General features: G+C 63.8%; 16 protein-coding genes and 2 riboswitches. Of the genes, 8 read left to right on the forward strand and 8 right to left on the reverse strand.

Annotated features, from left to right (window positions below; all coding sequences use genetic code 11):
• Positions 1 to 3: 3 nt before the first annotated feature.
• The 4 genes from ACE3OV_RS07440 to ACE3OV_RS07455 all read right to left on the reverse strand — a co-directional run bounded on the left by ACE3OV_RS07440 (position 4) and on the right by ACE3OV_RS07455 (position 2773).
• Entirely contained in the window at positions 4 to 1491 is a 1488-nt protein-coding gene (locus ACE3OV_RS07440) for an esterase/lipase family protein (RefSeq protein WP_374326353.1), read from the reverse strand.
• Positions 1492 to 1515: 24 nt separating this feature from the next.
• On the reverse strand, positions 1516 to 1845 hold the full coding sequence (locus tag ACE3OV_RS07445) for a hypothetical protein (RefSeq protein WP_374326354.1): 330 nt from the start codon (positions 1843 to 1845) through the stop codon (positions 1516 to 1518).
• A gap of 14 nt (positions 1846 to 1859) precedes the next feature.
• A complete protein-coding gene (locus tag ACE3OV_RS07450) occupies positions 1860 to 2312 on the reverse strand; it encodes a hypothetical protein (RefSeq protein ID WP_374326355.1) in 453 nt (150 codons plus the stop codon).
• Positions 2313 to 2398: 86 nt separating this feature from the next.
• Positions 2399 to 2773 carry a hypothetical protein gene (locus tag ACE3OV_RS07455; RefSeq protein WP_374326356.1) on the reverse strand — a complete coding sequence of 125 codons (375 nt, stop codon included), beginning with the start codon at positions 2771 to 2773 and terminating at the stop codon, positions 2399 to 2401.
• 138 nt (positions 2774 to 2911) lie between these two features.
• Between ACE3OV_RS07455 and ACE3OV_RS07460 the strand changes: the two genes are divergently transcribed.
• Positions 2912 to 3115, forward strand: coding sequence for a hypothetical protein (locus ACE3OV_RS07460; protein WP_374326357.1), 204 nt, complete (start codon positions 2912 to 2914; stop codon positions 3113 to 3115).
• A gap of 6 nt (positions 3116 to 3121) precedes the next feature.
• Here ACE3OV_RS07460 and ACE3OV_RS07465 read toward each other — a convergent pair whose 3' ends face one another.
• Positions 3122 to 3658, reverse strand: coding sequence for a DUF2946 family protein (locus ACE3OV_RS07465; protein ID WP_374326358.1), 537 nt, complete (start codon positions 3656 to 3658; stop codon positions 3122 to 3124).
• A 226-nt stretch (positions 3659 to 3884) separates the two neighbouring features.
• Here ACE3OV_RS07465 and ACE3OV_RS07470 point away from each other — a divergent pair, with 226 nt between their 5' ends.
• The 3 genes from ACE3OV_RS07470 to ACE3OV_RS07480 are packed head-to-tail and all read left to right on the forward strand — an operon-like array spanning position 3885 to position 5634.
• Positions 3885 to 4562 (forward strand): CsgG/HfaB family protein, encoded by a 678-nt coding sequence (locus ACE3OV_RS07470; RefSeq protein ID WP_374326359.1) that lies wholly within the window; start codon positions 3885 to 3887, stop codon positions 4560 to 4562.
• Positions 4563 to 4591: 29 nt separating this feature from the next.
• On the forward strand, positions 4592 to 4957 hold the full coding sequence (locus ACE3OV_RS07475) for a DUF4810 domain-containing protein (RefSeq protein WP_374326360.1): 366 nt from the start codon (positions 4592 to 4594) through the stop codon (positions 4955 to 4957).
• Entirely contained in the window at positions 4954 to 5634 is a 681-nt protein-coding gene (locus tag ACE3OV_RS07480; protein ID WP_374326361.1) for a DUF799 domain-containing protein, read from the forward strand. The genes ACE3OV_RS07475 and ACE3OV_RS07480 overlap by 4 nt, the downstream gene beginning before the upstream one ends.
• Positions 5635 to 5699: 65 nt before the next feature.
• On the opposite strand, the gene gcvP is transcribed toward ACE3OV_RS07480, so the two are convergent.
• Genes gcvP through gcvT form a run of 3 tightly spaced genes read right to left on the reverse strand, consistent with a single transcriptional unit; the run spans position 5700 to position 10104 of the window.
• Positions 5700 to 8591 carry an aminomethyl-transferring glycine dehydrogenase gene (gene gcvP, locus ACE3OV_RS07485; RefSeq protein WP_374326362.1) on the reverse strand — a complete coding sequence of 964 codons (2892 nt, stop codon included), beginning with the start codon at positions 8589 to 8591 and terminating at the stop codon, positions 5700 to 5702.
• Positions 8592 to 8603: 12 nt separating this feature from the next.
• Positions 8604 to 8990: a glycine cleavage system protein GcvH gene (gene gcvH, locus ACE3OV_RS07490; protein WP_374326363.1), complete on the reverse strand. Its 387-nt coding sequence runs from the start codon at positions 8988 to 8990 to the stop codon at positions 8604 to 8606.
• Between the two features lie 22 nt (positions 8991 to 9012).
• Positions 9013 to 10104, reverse strand: a complete 1092-nt coding sequence (gene gcvT / locus ACE3OV_RS07495) for a glycine cleavage system aminomethyltransferase GcvT (protein WP_374326364.1) — start codon at positions 10102 to 10104, stop codon at positions 9013 to 9015.
• Between the two features lie 77 nt (positions 10105 to 10181).
• Positions 10182 to 10271: riboswitch (glycine riboswitch) on the reverse strand.
• 7 nt (positions 10272 to 10278) lie between these two features.
• Positions 10279 to 10367, reverse strand: a riboswitch (glycine riboswitch).
• A 110-nt stretch (positions 10368 to 10477) separates the two neighbouring features.
• On the opposite strand from gcvT, the gene ACE3OV_RS07500 reads away from it, so the two are divergent.
• From ACE3OV_RS07500 to ACE3OV_RS07515, 4 genes are read left to right on the forward strand one after another with little or no spacing between them, the layout of a single operon-like run.
• On the forward strand, positions 10478 to 11317 hold the full coding sequence (locus tag ACE3OV_RS07500; RefSeq protein ID WP_374326365.1) for a 3',5'-nucleoside bisphosphate phosphatase: 840 nt from the start codon (positions 10478 to 10480) through the stop codon (positions 11315 to 11317).
• A 3-nt stretch (positions 11318 to 11320) separates the two neighbouring features.
• Positions 11321 to 11947 (forward strand): L-threonylcarbamoyladenylate synthase, encoded by a 627-nt coding sequence (locus tag ACE3OV_RS07505; protein ID WP_374326366.1) that lies wholly within the window; start codon positions 11321 to 11323, stop codon positions 11945 to 11947.
• Between the two features lie 11 nt (positions 11948 to 11958).
• Positions 11959 to 12606 carry a site-2 protease family protein gene (locus ACE3OV_RS07510; RefSeq protein ID WP_374326494.1) on the forward strand — a complete coding sequence of 216 codons (648 nt, stop codon included), beginning with the start codon at positions 11959 to 11961 and terminating at the stop codon, positions 12604 to 12606.
• A gap of 12 nt (positions 12607 to 12618) precedes the next feature.
• Positions 12619 to 13821, forward strand: a complete 1203-nt coding sequence (locus ACE3OV_RS07515) for a tryptophan--tRNA ligase (RefSeq protein WP_374326367.1) — start codon at positions 12619 to 12621, stop codon at positions 13819 to 13821.
• Positions 13822 to 13837: the final 16 nt, after the last annotated feature.

The following is a 13837-nucleotide window of genomic DNA, read 5'->3' on the forward strand; positions in this document are numbered from 1 at the left end:
GGTTCAGCCGGAACGGCTGACGCTCAGCCGGAGCTGGCCGCGGAATCCCTTGCTTGAGGTGAGCGGGATCAGGTACTGGTCGCCCGTGGGGTCGACCAGCCGTCCCTGGCCTTCGCTCCAGTTCTCGTCCGAACTCAGGTAGCGCAGCCGGAAGCCGTCCTGTCCCAGCGTCAGCTTCAGCGTCAGGGTGTCGCGGAACAGGTATTCGCCTTCGATGTGCTGGTCGAGCCAGAAGCTGTCGTCGATGGTGTAGCCGGTGCTGGAGACCGCCAGTTCGACCGAGAAGACCAGGGTCTTGCCGACGGTGATGCGCTTGCTGTCGAGGAAGGTCGAAAACAGGGCGGGCGAGCGCGGTGCATCGCGGCCGGCGCGGTCGACGCGCAGCAGTTCGTCGTAGCGGCGCAGGACGGCGCTGTAGGTGTCGCGGCGGCGCTCGGTCAGTTTGGCGCTGAAACTGCCGCGTGGCGCGACCGTCGCCTCGAAATAGTAGGAGCCACGGATCTGCTTGCCGGCGTCCTTGGCCTTCTGCACCGAGGGCGGCAGGGGCAGGGCATCGACATCGAGACTGCCATCGACGCGCAGGTCGCCGAACAGGAAGCGGACCAGGTTCTGGTAACCCTCTTCCGAATTGACGACGCCGAACGGGCCGCTGTGGCTGCGGTAGGCGAAGGCGCGCGGGGCGCCGCTGACGGTGGCGTTCTCGATCTTCACCAGTCCGTCGCTCATCTCACCCGCCAGCAGGCGGGAAACGCCGAGCGCGGCGGCGTAGTCGCGGTGATTGGTGCCAACGAAGCAGAAGAAGCGTTGCGGGTCGAATTTGCCGTCCAGCGAGTCGACCCGCTCCGGCTTTCCGGGCAGGCCAAGGTATTTGGCCATCTGCTGGCGGTTGAAGTTGTTGATGTCCCACAGGCCGAGAACCGCCGGCACGTTGATGCCTGCCATCTCGATTCCGTTGTGCGGCGTGCCGTAGGTGAACACCTTGGCGACCAGGGCGCGGTCGGCCGGGGTGCTGATCGCATCGTTCTGCAGGAAGGCGCGGATCACCAGTCCGCCCATCGAATGGGCGACCAGATGGACCTTGAATTCGGCGAGCAGTTGGCTGTCGTCGCCGCAGACCTGGCGACGCACGCGCTGGATCAATGCCTGCAGGCCGCGCGCCGCTTCGGGAATCGACAGCGTCTTGCCGTCGCCGAGGTCGCTGTCCGCCGTCTCGTAATAGCGATAGATGACGATGCTGCGCGCCGGCAGGCTGCCGCTGATCTCGGCGCCGTCGGCGAAACAGTCGCGGTAGTCGTATTCCTTCATCAGGCGGATCAGCGGCGACTCGAAGATGTGCTTGGTGACGCGCCCGTCCCAGGCCTGACGCAACTTGGTCGCCCCCTGGTTGAAGCCCATGTAGGGCATCGATGCGGCGTCGGCGATCTCGCCGGGCGTCATCGCGTAACCGCGGACGTAAATGATCGGGTAGTACGGTGCCATCGTCTTTGCCATGATCGTCTCCTCGGGGGTATGGACTTACAGCAGGGTGAAGCCGAGCGCGCCGTTGACCGTTTCGCGGATCACGTCCAACGCTGCGTCGAGCGCGGCTTCAACGGCGAGCAGGCCGAGTCCTTCGAGCGTCAGCAACACGCTGCGGCAGGCGTTCTTCTGGATTTCCAGATGCAGGGCGGCCTGTGCCGGCGTGATCTTGCCCGACGCCTGCAGGGTTTCGATCATGACCAGCGTTTGCGCCAGCTTCCTTGCCTCGGACTCGCCGTAGGCGCGGATTTCCGGCCATTGCTCGCGCAGGCTGCCCTGGAATGCGCTCAGGATGGCCTGGCTCAGTTGTTCGGTGTCGAGAGTCATCCTTGCCTCCTGGCTCAGGGATTGCGCCGTTTCGCCAGTTCCAGCCTGAGGATGGCGGTGAAGCTGCTGTTGAACTGGCTGCGCAGGATGGCGATCTGTTCCGTTGACAGGCAGTCCAGGCGGTGCAACTGGCGCAGGCTTTCAAGGCTGGCGAGGAGCAGTGTCGTCTGTTCGGCGGTGCGCTCGTTGCCGGGAATGGCGGCGGTGCGCACGGCGAGGGCGCTGATGTCGATGCGGGCGTCGGTATAGAAGCGCTGGTGGTGCGCGAAGGCGCAACTGGGCGTGCCGGCGGCCGCCTCGAGCGCGATCAGGTGGGCTTCGGTCTGCCGCTGCAGGGCGCTGACGCTGCGGTCGGTCACTTCATCGTAAGGGGCGAGCAGGCGCGGCGTACAGGCGGTCAGCGCCAGTAGCACGACGGCGGCCGAAAATGAGCGGGCAATGGCGGTGAGATGCGGTCGCTTCGGCATGCAGACTCCCGGCTGGCGGTGATCGACGATGGACTTGTCCGCATCATATACCGCGTCCGCCGCTCAGGCATGACAAAGACAAACTTCTAGGCTGCTGTGGGGCGCTCGGCGCTGTCGCGGTACAAGATGCCAGCCTCGCGCAGGCGGGCCTTGAAAGCCTTCATCACCGGGCGCGAGAGCATGGTTTCCGCCAGCAGACGCTGTTCGTAGATGCGCATTTTCAGGTCGTCGTCGCAATGCCGACGCGCCTCGGCGATCAGCCTGTGACAGCCGGCGGCATCGAGGCGGCACAGCGGTCGCTGGCCGACGGCGTCGTAGAGCTGGCAGGCGACCTGCTGGTCGGCGTCGCTCATTTTGCATTTGCCGTCGAGTATCTTGAGCATCAGGGTGATGACGCAGTCGATGTCGAGCGCTTCGACGATATTGTTGCTTGCCCAGATGGCGATTTCAGGAGGAGTCATGGCGGTGTGTGATGGTGATTGGCGCCAGAGGTGCAGCAAGAACAAGGCCAGTCGCCCGGGCGCCCGTGCCGTTCGGGGCTTGTCCGGCAGCGGCAGGAGCGGGATACTCGGGGCGTTTGTAAAAAAGGTGACAGACGCATGACACACGACGACATCCGCGCCGCGATCCGTTCCGGCCTGCCTTTTTTCGGCGTCACCCGGCAGGGCCAGGTGATGGCGCGTTACCTGCCGTTCGGGCCGGTCTATCGCTGGAAGCGCAACCAGATGATTCCGGCGCCATTGCAGGGCGAGGATCTGTTGTGGTGGCTGCAGGCAAGCGACGACGACCCGGGCGAACCCTGAGCGCGCTTACGGGCGCGGTTGTTTGAGATAAGCGTAGCGCTGGGCCAGTTGGTCGGCCGCGATGTATTGCAGCGGCAGGTCTTGCCAGCGGATTTCTCCGCCGTTGCCCGCCATCAGGCGCAGCAGGCTGGCCTCGTCATGGGGCAGGCATTCCTCGAAAAAGGCGGCCAGGTCCCGGTCGTCGAGCAAACCGATGCCGAGCGCCGCGTCAAGGTAGAGGCTGCCGTCGCCGTCGATCAACACGCTCTTGATCGCACCGGCCGGGGCGCCGGTATGGGCGATGAAGGCCGCGCCGTCGCGGTGGAAGATCCATGGCGTTGCGGCGAGATCGACATAGACCCGTTGCGGACCGTTCTGGACGAACCAGCGGCCCGCTTCGTCGCTGGCGTATTGCCGGTTCATGAAGTCGATCAGGCCGCGGTGCGTCACCCGCTCTCCCTGCAATCGCCAGTCACCGCGCCGGTCGAGCGAGAGCCACTCGTAACAGTCGGGGACGTTCGGCCATCTGGCATGAGCGGAAAGCTGGGCGGCGGCTGAAGTCATTGGATTTCCCGATGTCGAATGCGACCGATGTTATGTGTCTTTGGGCGCGCAGTCGATCTTTTCTGTTGCTGAAACCGGGTCTCCAAGGCTGGATTTCGCTTTGCCAGCGGAACTCCCTGTTGCCGGGATAGCCCGAGCTGGCGGACAATTCAAGGATTACAGCGGATTTCGTTTGGCAATTTGTCTGCTTTTACCAGTAATTATTTTAAATTTTCAGGAGCTTGCGGTGAAATTCAAGAAAAACGCCGTGGTGATTTCCGCAGTGGGTCTGGCTCTCATGCTCTCGGGGTGCGCCACCGAAACCTCTCGTCCGATCGAAGCCCAGCAAACTGCCGCTGCTGCCCGGCCATACGCCGGCGAACGGCAGCCGGTCTCGGTAGGCAAGTTCGACAATCGTTCCAGTTTCTTGCGCGGGGTGTTCTCCGATGGCGTCGATCGCCTCGGCAGTCAGGCGAAGACGATCCTGGTTGCCCACCTGCAACAGAGCAACCGTTTTTCCGTCCTCGATCGCCAGAACCTGAGCGAGACCAAGCAGGAAGCGGAGATCGCCCGCAAGCAGCAAGTCCTGAAGGGGGCGCGTTATGTCATCACCGGCGATGTCACCGAGTTTGGCCGGAAGGAAGTTGGCGACCATCAGCTTTTCGGTTTGCTCGGTCGCGGCAAGCAGCAGGTGGCCTACGCCAAGGTGGCGCTGAACGTGGTCGATGTCGAGACATCGGAAGTCATTTATTCGACCTTCGGTGCCGGCGAATATGCCCTGTCGAATCGCGAAGTGATCGGCTTTGGCGGTACCGCCAGCTATGACTCGACGCTGAACGGCAAGGTTCTCGATCTGGCCATCCGGGAAGCGGTCGATGCTCTGGTCAAGGGCGTGGAAAGCGGCGCCTGGCGTCCGGCACACTGATTGCAGCAGGGGGGTTTATGACGGAAGTAATGACCAGCCAGAGATGGCTGCTGTCGGCATGCGCCTGTGCGCTACTGTTCACGGGCTGTGCCCAGCAGCGCCAGCCGCTATACCACTGGGGAGATTTCCAGACCGTCCAGTACGGTTATTTCAAGGGTGACAAGGGGCCGGAGGAAGGCATTGTTGCGCTCGAGAAGGTGCGCGAGGAGGCAAAAGCGAGCGGTCGCAATGTCCCGCCGGGTTTGCAGGCGCATCTCGGCATGCTCTACGGTCTGACCGGGCGCACCGATCTGTTCGAGCAGAATCTTCTGGCCGAAAAGCAGAGCTTTCCGGAAAGCTCGGTCTATCTCGATTTCCTGCTCAAGAAGAACCAGAAAACGGAAGGTGCGCGATGAAAAAGCGGTCGTTTATTATCAGGCGCCTGCCCTTCCTGGCGCTTGCCCTGGCCATGCTCGGTGGCTGTGCGACGCAGCAGGCGTACGATTACACCGCATTTCGGGCGGCGCGCCCGGCGTCGATCCTGGTATTGCCGCCGATCAACCAGTCGCCGGACATCAAGGCAAGCTACAGCATGCTTTCCCATGCCACGGTGCCGCTGGCCGAATCCGGCTATTACGTCTTTCCGGTCACCCTGGTCGATGAGACCTTCAAGCAAAATGGGCTGACGATACCGAACGACATCCATGACGTCGCACCGGCGAAGCTGCGGGAAATTTTCGGTGCCGACGCTGCGCTTTACATCAATGTCAAGGATTACGGCACGTCCTACAAGGTGATTGCCAGCGAAACGCGGGTCACGGCGGAGGCCAGGCTGCTCGATCTGCGCACGGGGACTTTGTTGTGGCAAGGCTCGGCGACGGCATCGAGCGCCGAGGGTGACAGCAACAGCGGCGGTCTCGTCGGCATGCTGATCAAGGCGGTCGTTCGGCAGATCATCGAAACGGTCAGCGAGCAAGGGCACGCGATCGCCGGCCAGACGAGTTCGCGCCTGCTGAGCGCCGGCATGCCCAACGGCATTCTTTTCGGCCCGCGTTCGCCGCAGTACCAGAAGGACGGGCAGGCCTTGCGCTGAAGCGAAATCACCGCAATTGAAAACGGCCTCTTGCGAGGCCGTTTGTATGTTCACCGGGAGCGTTTTCAGTCCTGGTAAGCCGACAGCGGCGGGCAGGCACAGTTCAGGTTGCGGTCGCCGTACACATCGTCGATGCGGTTGACGCTCGGCCAGAACTTGTTGGCGGCCACCCAGGGTAGCGGGAAGACCGCCTGTTGCCGGCTGTAGGGATGGCGCCACTCGGCGTCGACGAGGTCGGCCTGGGTGTGTGGCGCGTTCTTCAGCGGGTTGTCGGCGGCGCTCCAGGTGCCATTCTCGATCTCGCGGATTTCCGCGCGGATCGCCACCATGGCTTCGATGAAACGGTCCAGCTCGGCCTTCGATTCCGATTCGGTCGGTTCGACCATGATCGTGCCGGCCACCGGGAAGGATACCGTCGGGGCGTGGAAGCCGTAGTCCATCAGGCGCTTGGCGATGTCGATTTCGGCGATGCCCGCATTTCCTCCTGTTGCGGCCTTGAGCGGGCGGATGTCGAGGATGCACTCGTGCGCCACGCGGCCGTTCTTGCCGACGTAGAGCACCGGGTAGTGGTCCTTGAGCTGGCTGGCGACATAGTTGGCGTTGAGGATGGCGAACTGGGTCGCCTTCTTGACGCCTTCGCCGCCGAGCATCGCCAGGTACATCCAGGAAATCGGCAGGATCGAGGCGGAGCCGAAGGGCGCTGCGGCAACCGCGCCCTGGCCGCCATGCGGGCCGTCGATCGGGGCCACCACGTGGTTGGCCATGAACGGTGCCAGATGCGCCTTGAGGCCGATCGGGCCCATGCCCGGTCCGCCGCCGCCGTGCGGGATGGCGAAGGTCTTGTGCAGGTTCATGTGGCTGACGTCGGCGCCGATGTGGCCGGGCGAGGTCAGGCCGACCTGGGCGTTGAGGTTGGCGCCGTCCATGTAAACCTGGCCGCCTTTGGCGTGGACGATGGCGCAGATGTCCTTGATCGCTTCCTCGAAGACGCCGTGCGTCGACGGGTAGGTGATCATCAGGCAGGCGAGGTCGTCCTTGTGTTGCTCGGCCTTGGCCTGCAGGTCGCTGACGTCCACGTTGCCGTTGTCGTCGCAATCGACGACGACGACCTGCATGCCGGCCATCTGCGCGGTGGCCGGGTTGGTGCCGTGCGCCGACTTGGGGATCAGGCAGATCTTGCGGTGGCTGTCGCCACGGCTGGCGTGGTAGCGGGCAATCGCCACCAGGCCGGCGTATTCACCCTGGGCGCCGGAGTTCGGCTGCATGCAGATGGCGTCGAAGCCGGTGACGGTCTTCAGCCAGTCGGTCAGGCTATCGATCATTTCCAGGTAACCCGGCACCTGGTCGCGCGGTGCAAACGGGTGGATGCCGCCGAATTCCGGCCAGGTGACCGGGATCATCTCGCTGGTCGCGTTCAGCTTCATGGTGCAGGAGCCGAGCGAGATCATCGAGTGGTCGAGCGCCAGATCCTTGTTCTGCAGCGACTTCAGGTAGCGCAGCATCTCGTGTTCGGTGTGGTGTGTGTTGAATACCGGGTGCGACAGGATCGCGTCGCTGCGCAGCAGCGCCGCCGGCAGGGCGGGCGTGGCGGCGGCGAGCTGGGCGTCGAGGCTGGCCATGTCGAGCGTGACCTGGGTGATCAGCTTGAACAGTTCGGCGACATCGCCGCGCGTCGTCGTTTCGTCGAAGGAGAGGCCGAGGACGCCGACCGCGACGCGGCGCAGGTTGTAGCCGGCGCTGAGGGCTGCGTGGTAGATGCTTTCGGCGCGGGCGCCGAGATCGATGTGGACGGTATCGAAGAACTGTCCGGTGAGCAGCTTGACGCCGGCCCGCTTCAGGCCCTCGGCGAAGATGGCGGTCAGGCGGTGGATGCGCGCAGCGATCGTCTTCAGACCCTGAGGGCCGTGATAGACGGCGTACATGCCGGCCATGTTGGCGAGCAGCACCTGCGAGGTGCAGATGTTGGAATTGGCCTTTTCGCGGCGGATGTGCTGTTCGCGCGTCTGCAAGGTCATGCGGTAGGCGGTGTTGCCGCGGGCGTCTTTGGAGACGCCGATGATGCGGCCCGGCATCGAGCGGACGAAGGCTTCGCGGGTGGCGAAGAAGGCGGCGTGCGGGCCGCCGAAGCCCATCGGGATGCCGAAGCGCTGGCTCGAACCGAGCGCGATGTCGGCGCCCATGGCGCCCGGTGACTTGAGCAGCACCAGCGCCATCAGGTCGCAGGCGACGGCGACGGTGGCGCCGCGGCCCTTGAGGCTGGCGATCAGGTCGCTGCGGTCGCGTACTTCGCCGTTGTCGCCCGGATACTGGAGCAGGGCGCCGAAGAATTCACCGTCCGCCGCATCGGCGGCAGCGACGACGACCTCGAAACCGAAATAGCCGGCCCGTGTGCGGACGACGTCGATGGTCTGCGGGAAGCAGGCGGCGTCGACCAGAAAGCGGTTGGACTTCGATTTGGAAACGCGCCGCGCCATCGTCATCGCTTCGGCGGCGGCGGTCGCTTCGTCGAGCAGCGAGGCGTTGGCGATCTCCAGCCCGGTGAGGTCGATCACCATCTGCTGGAAGTTCATCAGCGCTTCCAGGCGGCCCTGGGCGATTTCCGCCTGGTAGGGCGTGTAGGCGGTGTACCAGCCAGGGTTTTCCATGACGTTGCGCAGGATCACCTTGGGCGTCAGCGTGTCGTAGTAACCCATGCCGAGGCAGGACTTGGCGATGGTGTTCTTGCCGGCGATCGCCTTCAGGTCGGCGAGCGCCTCGTGTTCGCGGCGCGGCGCCGGCAAGGGCAGATCGGCCGGCAGGCGGATCGCCGCCGGCACGGTCTGGTCGATCAGCTGATCGAGGCTGGCGGCGCCGATGGCGGCCAGCATTTCGGTCGTCTCGGCGGCGCAGGGGCCGATGTGACGGTCGATGAACTCGTCGTGCTGTTCAAGCACCGAGAGCGTTTGGTTGAGCGGCATGGGCGGTCCTTCTCAGGCGGCGTCGGCGACGGCCTGGTAGGCGGCGGCGTCGAGCAGCGCGTCGACATCGGCCAGGTTGTCCGGCGTCATCTTGAACAGCCAGGCGGCATAGGCGTCCTGGTTCACCGATTCCGGCGCGTCGGCGGCGGCCGAGTTGACTTCGGTGACGGTGCCGGCGATCGGCGCATAGACGTCAGCAGCGGCCTTGACCGATTCGACGACGGCGATTTCCTTCTCGGCGTCGTAATGCGCGCCGACTTCCGGCAGTTCGACGAAGACCAGATCGCCCAGCGCTTCCTGCGCGTGATCGGTGATGCCGACGGTGACGGAGCCGTCTTCGTTCTTCAGGACCCATTCGTGGGAGGCGGCGTACTTGAGGTTGGACGGGACGTTGGACATGGTTTTTCTCCTGAATGGGGATTTATTGAACAGCCTTGCCGTTGCGGGCAAAAACGGGTTTGGTGACCTTGGCCTTGAGCAGTTTGCCGCGGATGTCGACCTCGACTTCGTCGCCGACGGCAACGCCGAGCGGCAGCCGGGCGAGGGCAATGGACTGCTGCAGCGTTGGTGAGAAACTACCTGAGGTAATCTCTCCATCGCCTTGTTTGGTAACTACTTTCTGGTGGCCGCGCAGCACACCCTTGTCGAGCAGAAGCAAGCCGAGAAACTGCTTCTGCTGACCATTGACGGCCAGTGCGGCACGGCCGACGAAGTTGCGTTCGTCCTTCATGGCGACGGTCCAGGCGAGGCCGGCGTCGAGCGGGGAAACGCTCTCGTCCATGTCCTGGCCGTAGAGATTCATGCCGGCTTCCAGACGCAGCGTGTCGCGGGCGCCCAGGCCGCAGGGGGCGACGCCGGCAGCCTTCAGCGCGTTCCACACGGCTTCGGCTTCGCCAGCCGGCAGCATGATTTCGTAACCGTCCTCGCCGGTGTAGCCGGTGCTGGCGATGAAGTATTGGTCGACCTCGGCGGCGAAGAAGGGCTTCAGGCCTTCGCTTGCTGCCTTGACCTGCGGTAGCACCTGCCAGACCTTGGCGCGGGCATTCGGGCCCTGCACGGCGATGATGCCGAGCGGCAGATTGCCGTCGCGGCGCGGGGTGATGCTGACGTCCAACTGCCATTCGGCTGCCTTGGCCTGCATCCAGGCGATGTCCTTGTCGGCGGTGCCGGCATTGACGACGATGCGGAAACGAGTGTCGGTCAGGAAGTAAATGATCAGGTCGTCAATGACGCCGCCGGCTTCGTTCAACATGGCGGCGTAGAGCGCCTTGCCGGAAACCGTCAGTTTGGCGACATCGTTGGCGACCAGGCGCGACAGGAAGGGGCGGCAATCGGCGCCGAGCAGATCGACCGGGCACATGTGCGAGACGTCGAACATGCCGCAATCGTTACGGACGGCGTGGTGTTCCTCGATCTGCGAACCGTAGTTGACCGGCATGTCCCAGCCGCCGAAATCGACCATCCGGGCGCCAAGCGCGCGGTGGGCGGCATTGAGAACAGTTTTCTTCAGCATATCAATCCTTTACTGGCTTTTATTAAAGCCGTTTCTGGAAACGGAAAAGGGGTGAAACGAAAAACTTGCGTCTTGCGTTTCACCCCTCTGTCCTTGATACCTGAGAGATTTGCCCCATCGGTGGATGGCAGCCGGGCAGGCCGTCATCGCTCTCCAGAGTTTCAGTGGCCTGCCACTGGTTCCGCGGTCCTTTTGCCTGAGCGTTTTCGGGTGAAATTGCGCCTTCGGCGGCAGCTTGTGCTGCGCTCTCCCATGGAACGGTTGGCACTATAGCCGGTGATCGATGTCCAAGCAACTTGTTGCGCCGCACAAGGGACGGCGGCCGCTTCACACCTTCGTGATAAACTCCCGGTTTGCTTTTTTAACGATTTCCGTGACCCCAGCCAATTTCGATTTCCATTGCCATTCCTCGGTTTCCGACGGCCTGCTGGCGCCAGCGGAGGTCGCCCGGCGGGCGGCCGCCAACGGTGTCGATTGCTGGGCGCTGACCGATCACGACGACATCGGCGGCCTGGCCGAGGCCGCCGATACGGCTGCGGCGGTCGGCATGGGTTTTGTCAATGGCGTGGAAATCTCGATCGAGTGGCGGGAAATGCCGATCCATATCGTCGGCCTCGCCTTCGATCCCGCCCATCCGGCGCTGGTCGGTGGCCTTGAAGGCCTGCGTGGCGGCCGCGTCGAGCGTGCCCGGCGGATGGGCGAGGCGCTGGCGGCGATCGGCATCCCTGGTGTTTACGAAGGTGCGCTCGGTTATGTGACCAATCCGAACCTGATTTCGCGCGCCCATTTCGCACGTTATCTGGTATCGATCGGCATCGCCCGCGAAATTTCCGGTGTGTTCCAGCATTACCTGACGCCGGGCAAGCCGGGTTACGTCGATCACCGCTGGGCGACGCTGGTCGACGCGGTGAGCTGGATCCGCGCCGCCGGCGGCGTTGCCGTGGTGGCGCATCCGGGGCGCTACAAGATGTCGGGCGGCGACATGCGCAAGTTTCTAGACGAGTTCAAGGATATTGGCGGACAGGCGATCGAGGTTTCGAGCGGCAGCCATTCGCCCGATCATGTCCTGCATTTTGCCCGCCTGGCGCGGCACTATGCCTTTCACGCGTCGCGCGGTTCGGATTTCCACGGGCCGGAAGAAAGCCACGTCGAACTCGGTCGCGCCTTTCAACTGCCCCCGGACCTCAAGCCGGTGTGGCGTCTTTTTCATTGAATCATGGCCCGCGTCGTCAATATCCACCCAGATTCCCCGCAACCGCGTCTGCTCGTCCAGGCCGCGGAATTCATCCGTAACGGGGCGATCGTCGCCGTGCCGACCGATTCCTCGTACGCGCTGGCCTGCCATCTCGGCGACAAGGAGGCGATGGACCGCATCCGCCTGATCCGGCAGATGGACGAGCGCCATCACCTGACCTTGATGGTGCGCGACCTTTCGGAAATCGCCACTTACGCCCGCGTCGATAATGCGCAATACCGCCTGCTCAAGGCGACGACGCCCGGTTGCTACGTCTTCATCCTCGAAGGCAGCAAGGAGTTGCCGCGCCGCGTGCTGCACCCGAAGCGCAAGACGATCGGCCTGCGCGTGCCGGCCCACCCGGTGGCGCTTGCCTTGCTCGAAGAGCTGAACGAGCCCCTGTTGACCACCACCTTGCAACTACCGGGTGACGACGCGCCGCTGACCGAGGGCTGGGAAATCCAGGACCGTCTCGACGAGCAACTGGAACTGATCCTTGACAGCGGTCCTTGCGGCATCGAACCGACCACCGTCGTTGATCTGACCGGGCCTTCGCCCGAACTGATCCGCGCCGGGCGCGGGCCGCTGGCGCCGTTCGGGCTGGACTGAACATGCTCGACATCAACGCGCTGATCCAGACCATCGCCATCGCTGCCTTGCCGGTGGTCTTCGCGATCACCCTGCATGAAGCGGCGCACGGTTACGCGGCGCGCCATTTCGGCGACCCGACCGCCTGGCAGCTTGGGCGCATCAGTCTCAATCCGCTGCGCCACATCGATCCGGTCGGAACCGTGCTGATTCCGCTGGCGATCCTGCTGTTCTCGGCGGGGAACTTCATGTTCGGCTACGCCAAGCCGGTACCGGTCGATTTCACCCGCCTGCGCCAGCCGAAGAAGGACATGCTCTGGGTCGCTGCCGCCGGTCCGGCGGCCAATCTGGTGATGGCCTGTTTCTGGGCGCTGATGTTCAAGCTGTCGTGGGTGGTGCCGAATTTCTTCGCGGTGCCGCTGGCGCGTATGGCCGAGATCGGCATCATCATCAACTGCGTGCTGATGGTCCTCAACCTGCTGCCGCTGCCGCCGCTCGACGGCGGGCGCATTGCCGTCAGCCTGCTGCCGCATCGGCTGGCCTGGCAGTTCTCGCGCATCGAGCCGTGGGGCTTTCCGATTTTGCTGGTCCTGCTGTTCACCGGTATCCTCGGCGACATCATGAATCCTCTGGTGCTCTTCACGGCGCACGCCATCGAATTCCTCTTCGGTCTTTACTAAACGACAACCGCTATGTACGCAGAACGTGTCCTTTCCGGCATGCGTCCCACCGGGGCGCTGCATCTCGGCCATTACCACGGCGTTCTCAAGAACTGGGTCCGCCTGCAGCACGAATATCCCTGTCTCTTCTTCGTTGCCGACTGGCACGCCCTGACCACCAACTACGACAACCCGCAGAGCATCGAAAAGGCGACCTGGGACATGGTCATCGACTGGCTGGCGGCCGGCGTCGATCCCAAGCAGGCGACGCTGTTCATCCAGTCGCGCGTCCCGGAGCACGCCGAACTGCACCTGCTGATGTCGATGATGACGCCGCTTGGCTGGCTGGAGCGGGTGCCGACCTACAAGGATCAGCAGGAGAAGCTGGCCGGCAAGGACCTGACCACCTATGGCTTCCTCGGCTATCCGCTGCTGATGAGCGCCGACATCCTGATCTACCGCGCCGACAAGGTGCCGGTCGGCGAGGACCAGATTCCGCACGTCGAATTCACCCGCGAACTGGCCCGTCGCTTCAACCACATGTACGGCCGCGAACCCGGTTTCGAGGACAAGGCACGCGACGCGGTGAAGAAGCTGGGCGGCAAGAAGGCTCGCCTCTACGAGGAATTGCGCACGCGCTTCCAGCAGGAAGGCGACAAGGAAGCGCTCGAGCAGGGCAAGGCGATGCTCAATGAAATCCAGCACCTGTCGGCGATCGACCGCGAACGCCTGTTCGGCTTCCTGGAAGGCACCGGCAAGATGATCCTGGTCGAGCCGGGCTACCTGTTGACCGAAGAATCGAAGATGCCGGGGCTCGACGGGCAGAAGATGTCGAAGTCGTACAACAACACGATCACCTTGCGTGAGTCCGAGGAATCGGTGGCCAAGAAGATCAAGTCGATGCCGACCGACACCCAGCGCGTGCGTCGCACCGATCCCGGCGATCCGGCACGCTGCCCGGTCTGGCAACTGCACCAGGTGTATACCGACGCGGCGACGCGCGAGACGCTGGCGCAAGGCTGCCGTACCGCCGGCATCGGCTGCATCGACTGCAAGCAGCCGGTGATCGAAGGCATCCTGCGCGAGCAGGCGCCGATGCGCGAGCGCGCCCAGCAGTATCTCGACGATCCGGTGCTGGTCAAGAACATCATCGCCGACGGTTGCGAGAAGGCGCGCGAACTGGCGCGCGAGACGATGCGCGACGTGCGCGAGTCGATGGGGCTGGAATACCACTGATGGCGAGTGCGGTGCT

It is taken from the genome of Azonexus sp. (assembly GCF_041909095.1).
Classification (GTDB): Bacteria; Pseudomonadota; Gammaproteobacteria; order Burkholderiales; family Rhodocyclaceae; genus Azonexus.

Coding starts and splice junctions, on each gene's coding strand:
- ACE3OV_RS07440 (WP_374326353.1), bottom strand. CDS start 1,491: ATGGCAAAGACGATGGCACCGTACTACCCGATCATTTACGTCCGCGGT.
- ACE3OV_RS07445 (WP_374326354.1), bottom strand. CDS start 1,845: ATGACTCTCGACACCGAACAACTGAGCCAGGCCATCCTGAGCGCATTC.
- ACE3OV_RS07450 (WP_374326355.1), bottom strand. CDS start 2,312: ATGCCGAAGCGACCGCATCTCACCGCCATTGCCCGCTCATTTTCGGCC.
- ACE3OV_RS07455 (WP_374326356.1), bottom strand. CDS start 2,773: ATGACTCCTCCTGAAATCGCCATCTGGGCAAGCAACAATATCGTCGAA.
- ACE3OV_RS07460 (WP_374326357.1), top strand. CDS start 2,912: ATGACACACGACGACATCCGCGCCGCGATCCGTTCCGGCCTGCCTTTT.
- ACE3OV_RS07465 (WP_374326358.1), bottom strand. CDS start 3,658: ATGACTTCAGCCGCCGCCCAGCTTTCCGCTCATGCCAGATGGCCGAAC.
- ACE3OV_RS07475 (WP_374326360.1), top strand. CDS start 4,592: ATGACCAGCCAGAGATGGCTGCTGTCGGCATGCGCCTGTGCGCTACTG.
- ACE3OV_RS07480 (WP_374326361.1), top strand. CDS start 4,954: ATGAAAAAGCGGTCGTTTATTATCAGGCGCCTGCCCTTCCTGGCGCTT.
- gcvP (WP_374326362.1), bottom strand. CDS start 8,591: ATGCCGCTCAACCAAACGCTCTCGGTGCTTGAACAGCACGACGAGTTC.
- gcvH (WP_374326363.1), bottom strand. CDS start 8,990: ATGTCCAACGTCCCGTCCAACCTCAAGTACGCCGCCTCCCACGAATGG.
- gcvT (WP_374326364.1), bottom strand. CDS start 10,104: ATGCTGAAGAAAACTGTTCTCAATGCCGCCCACCGCGCGCTTGGCGCC.
- ACE3OV_RS07505 (WP_374326366.1), top strand. CDS start 11,321: ATGGCCCGCGTCGTCAATATCCACCCAGATTCCCCGCAACCGCGTCTG.
- ACE3OV_RS07515 (WP_374326367.1), top strand. CDS start 12,619: ATGTACGCAGAACGTGTCCTTTCCGGCATGCGTCCCACCGGGGCGCTG.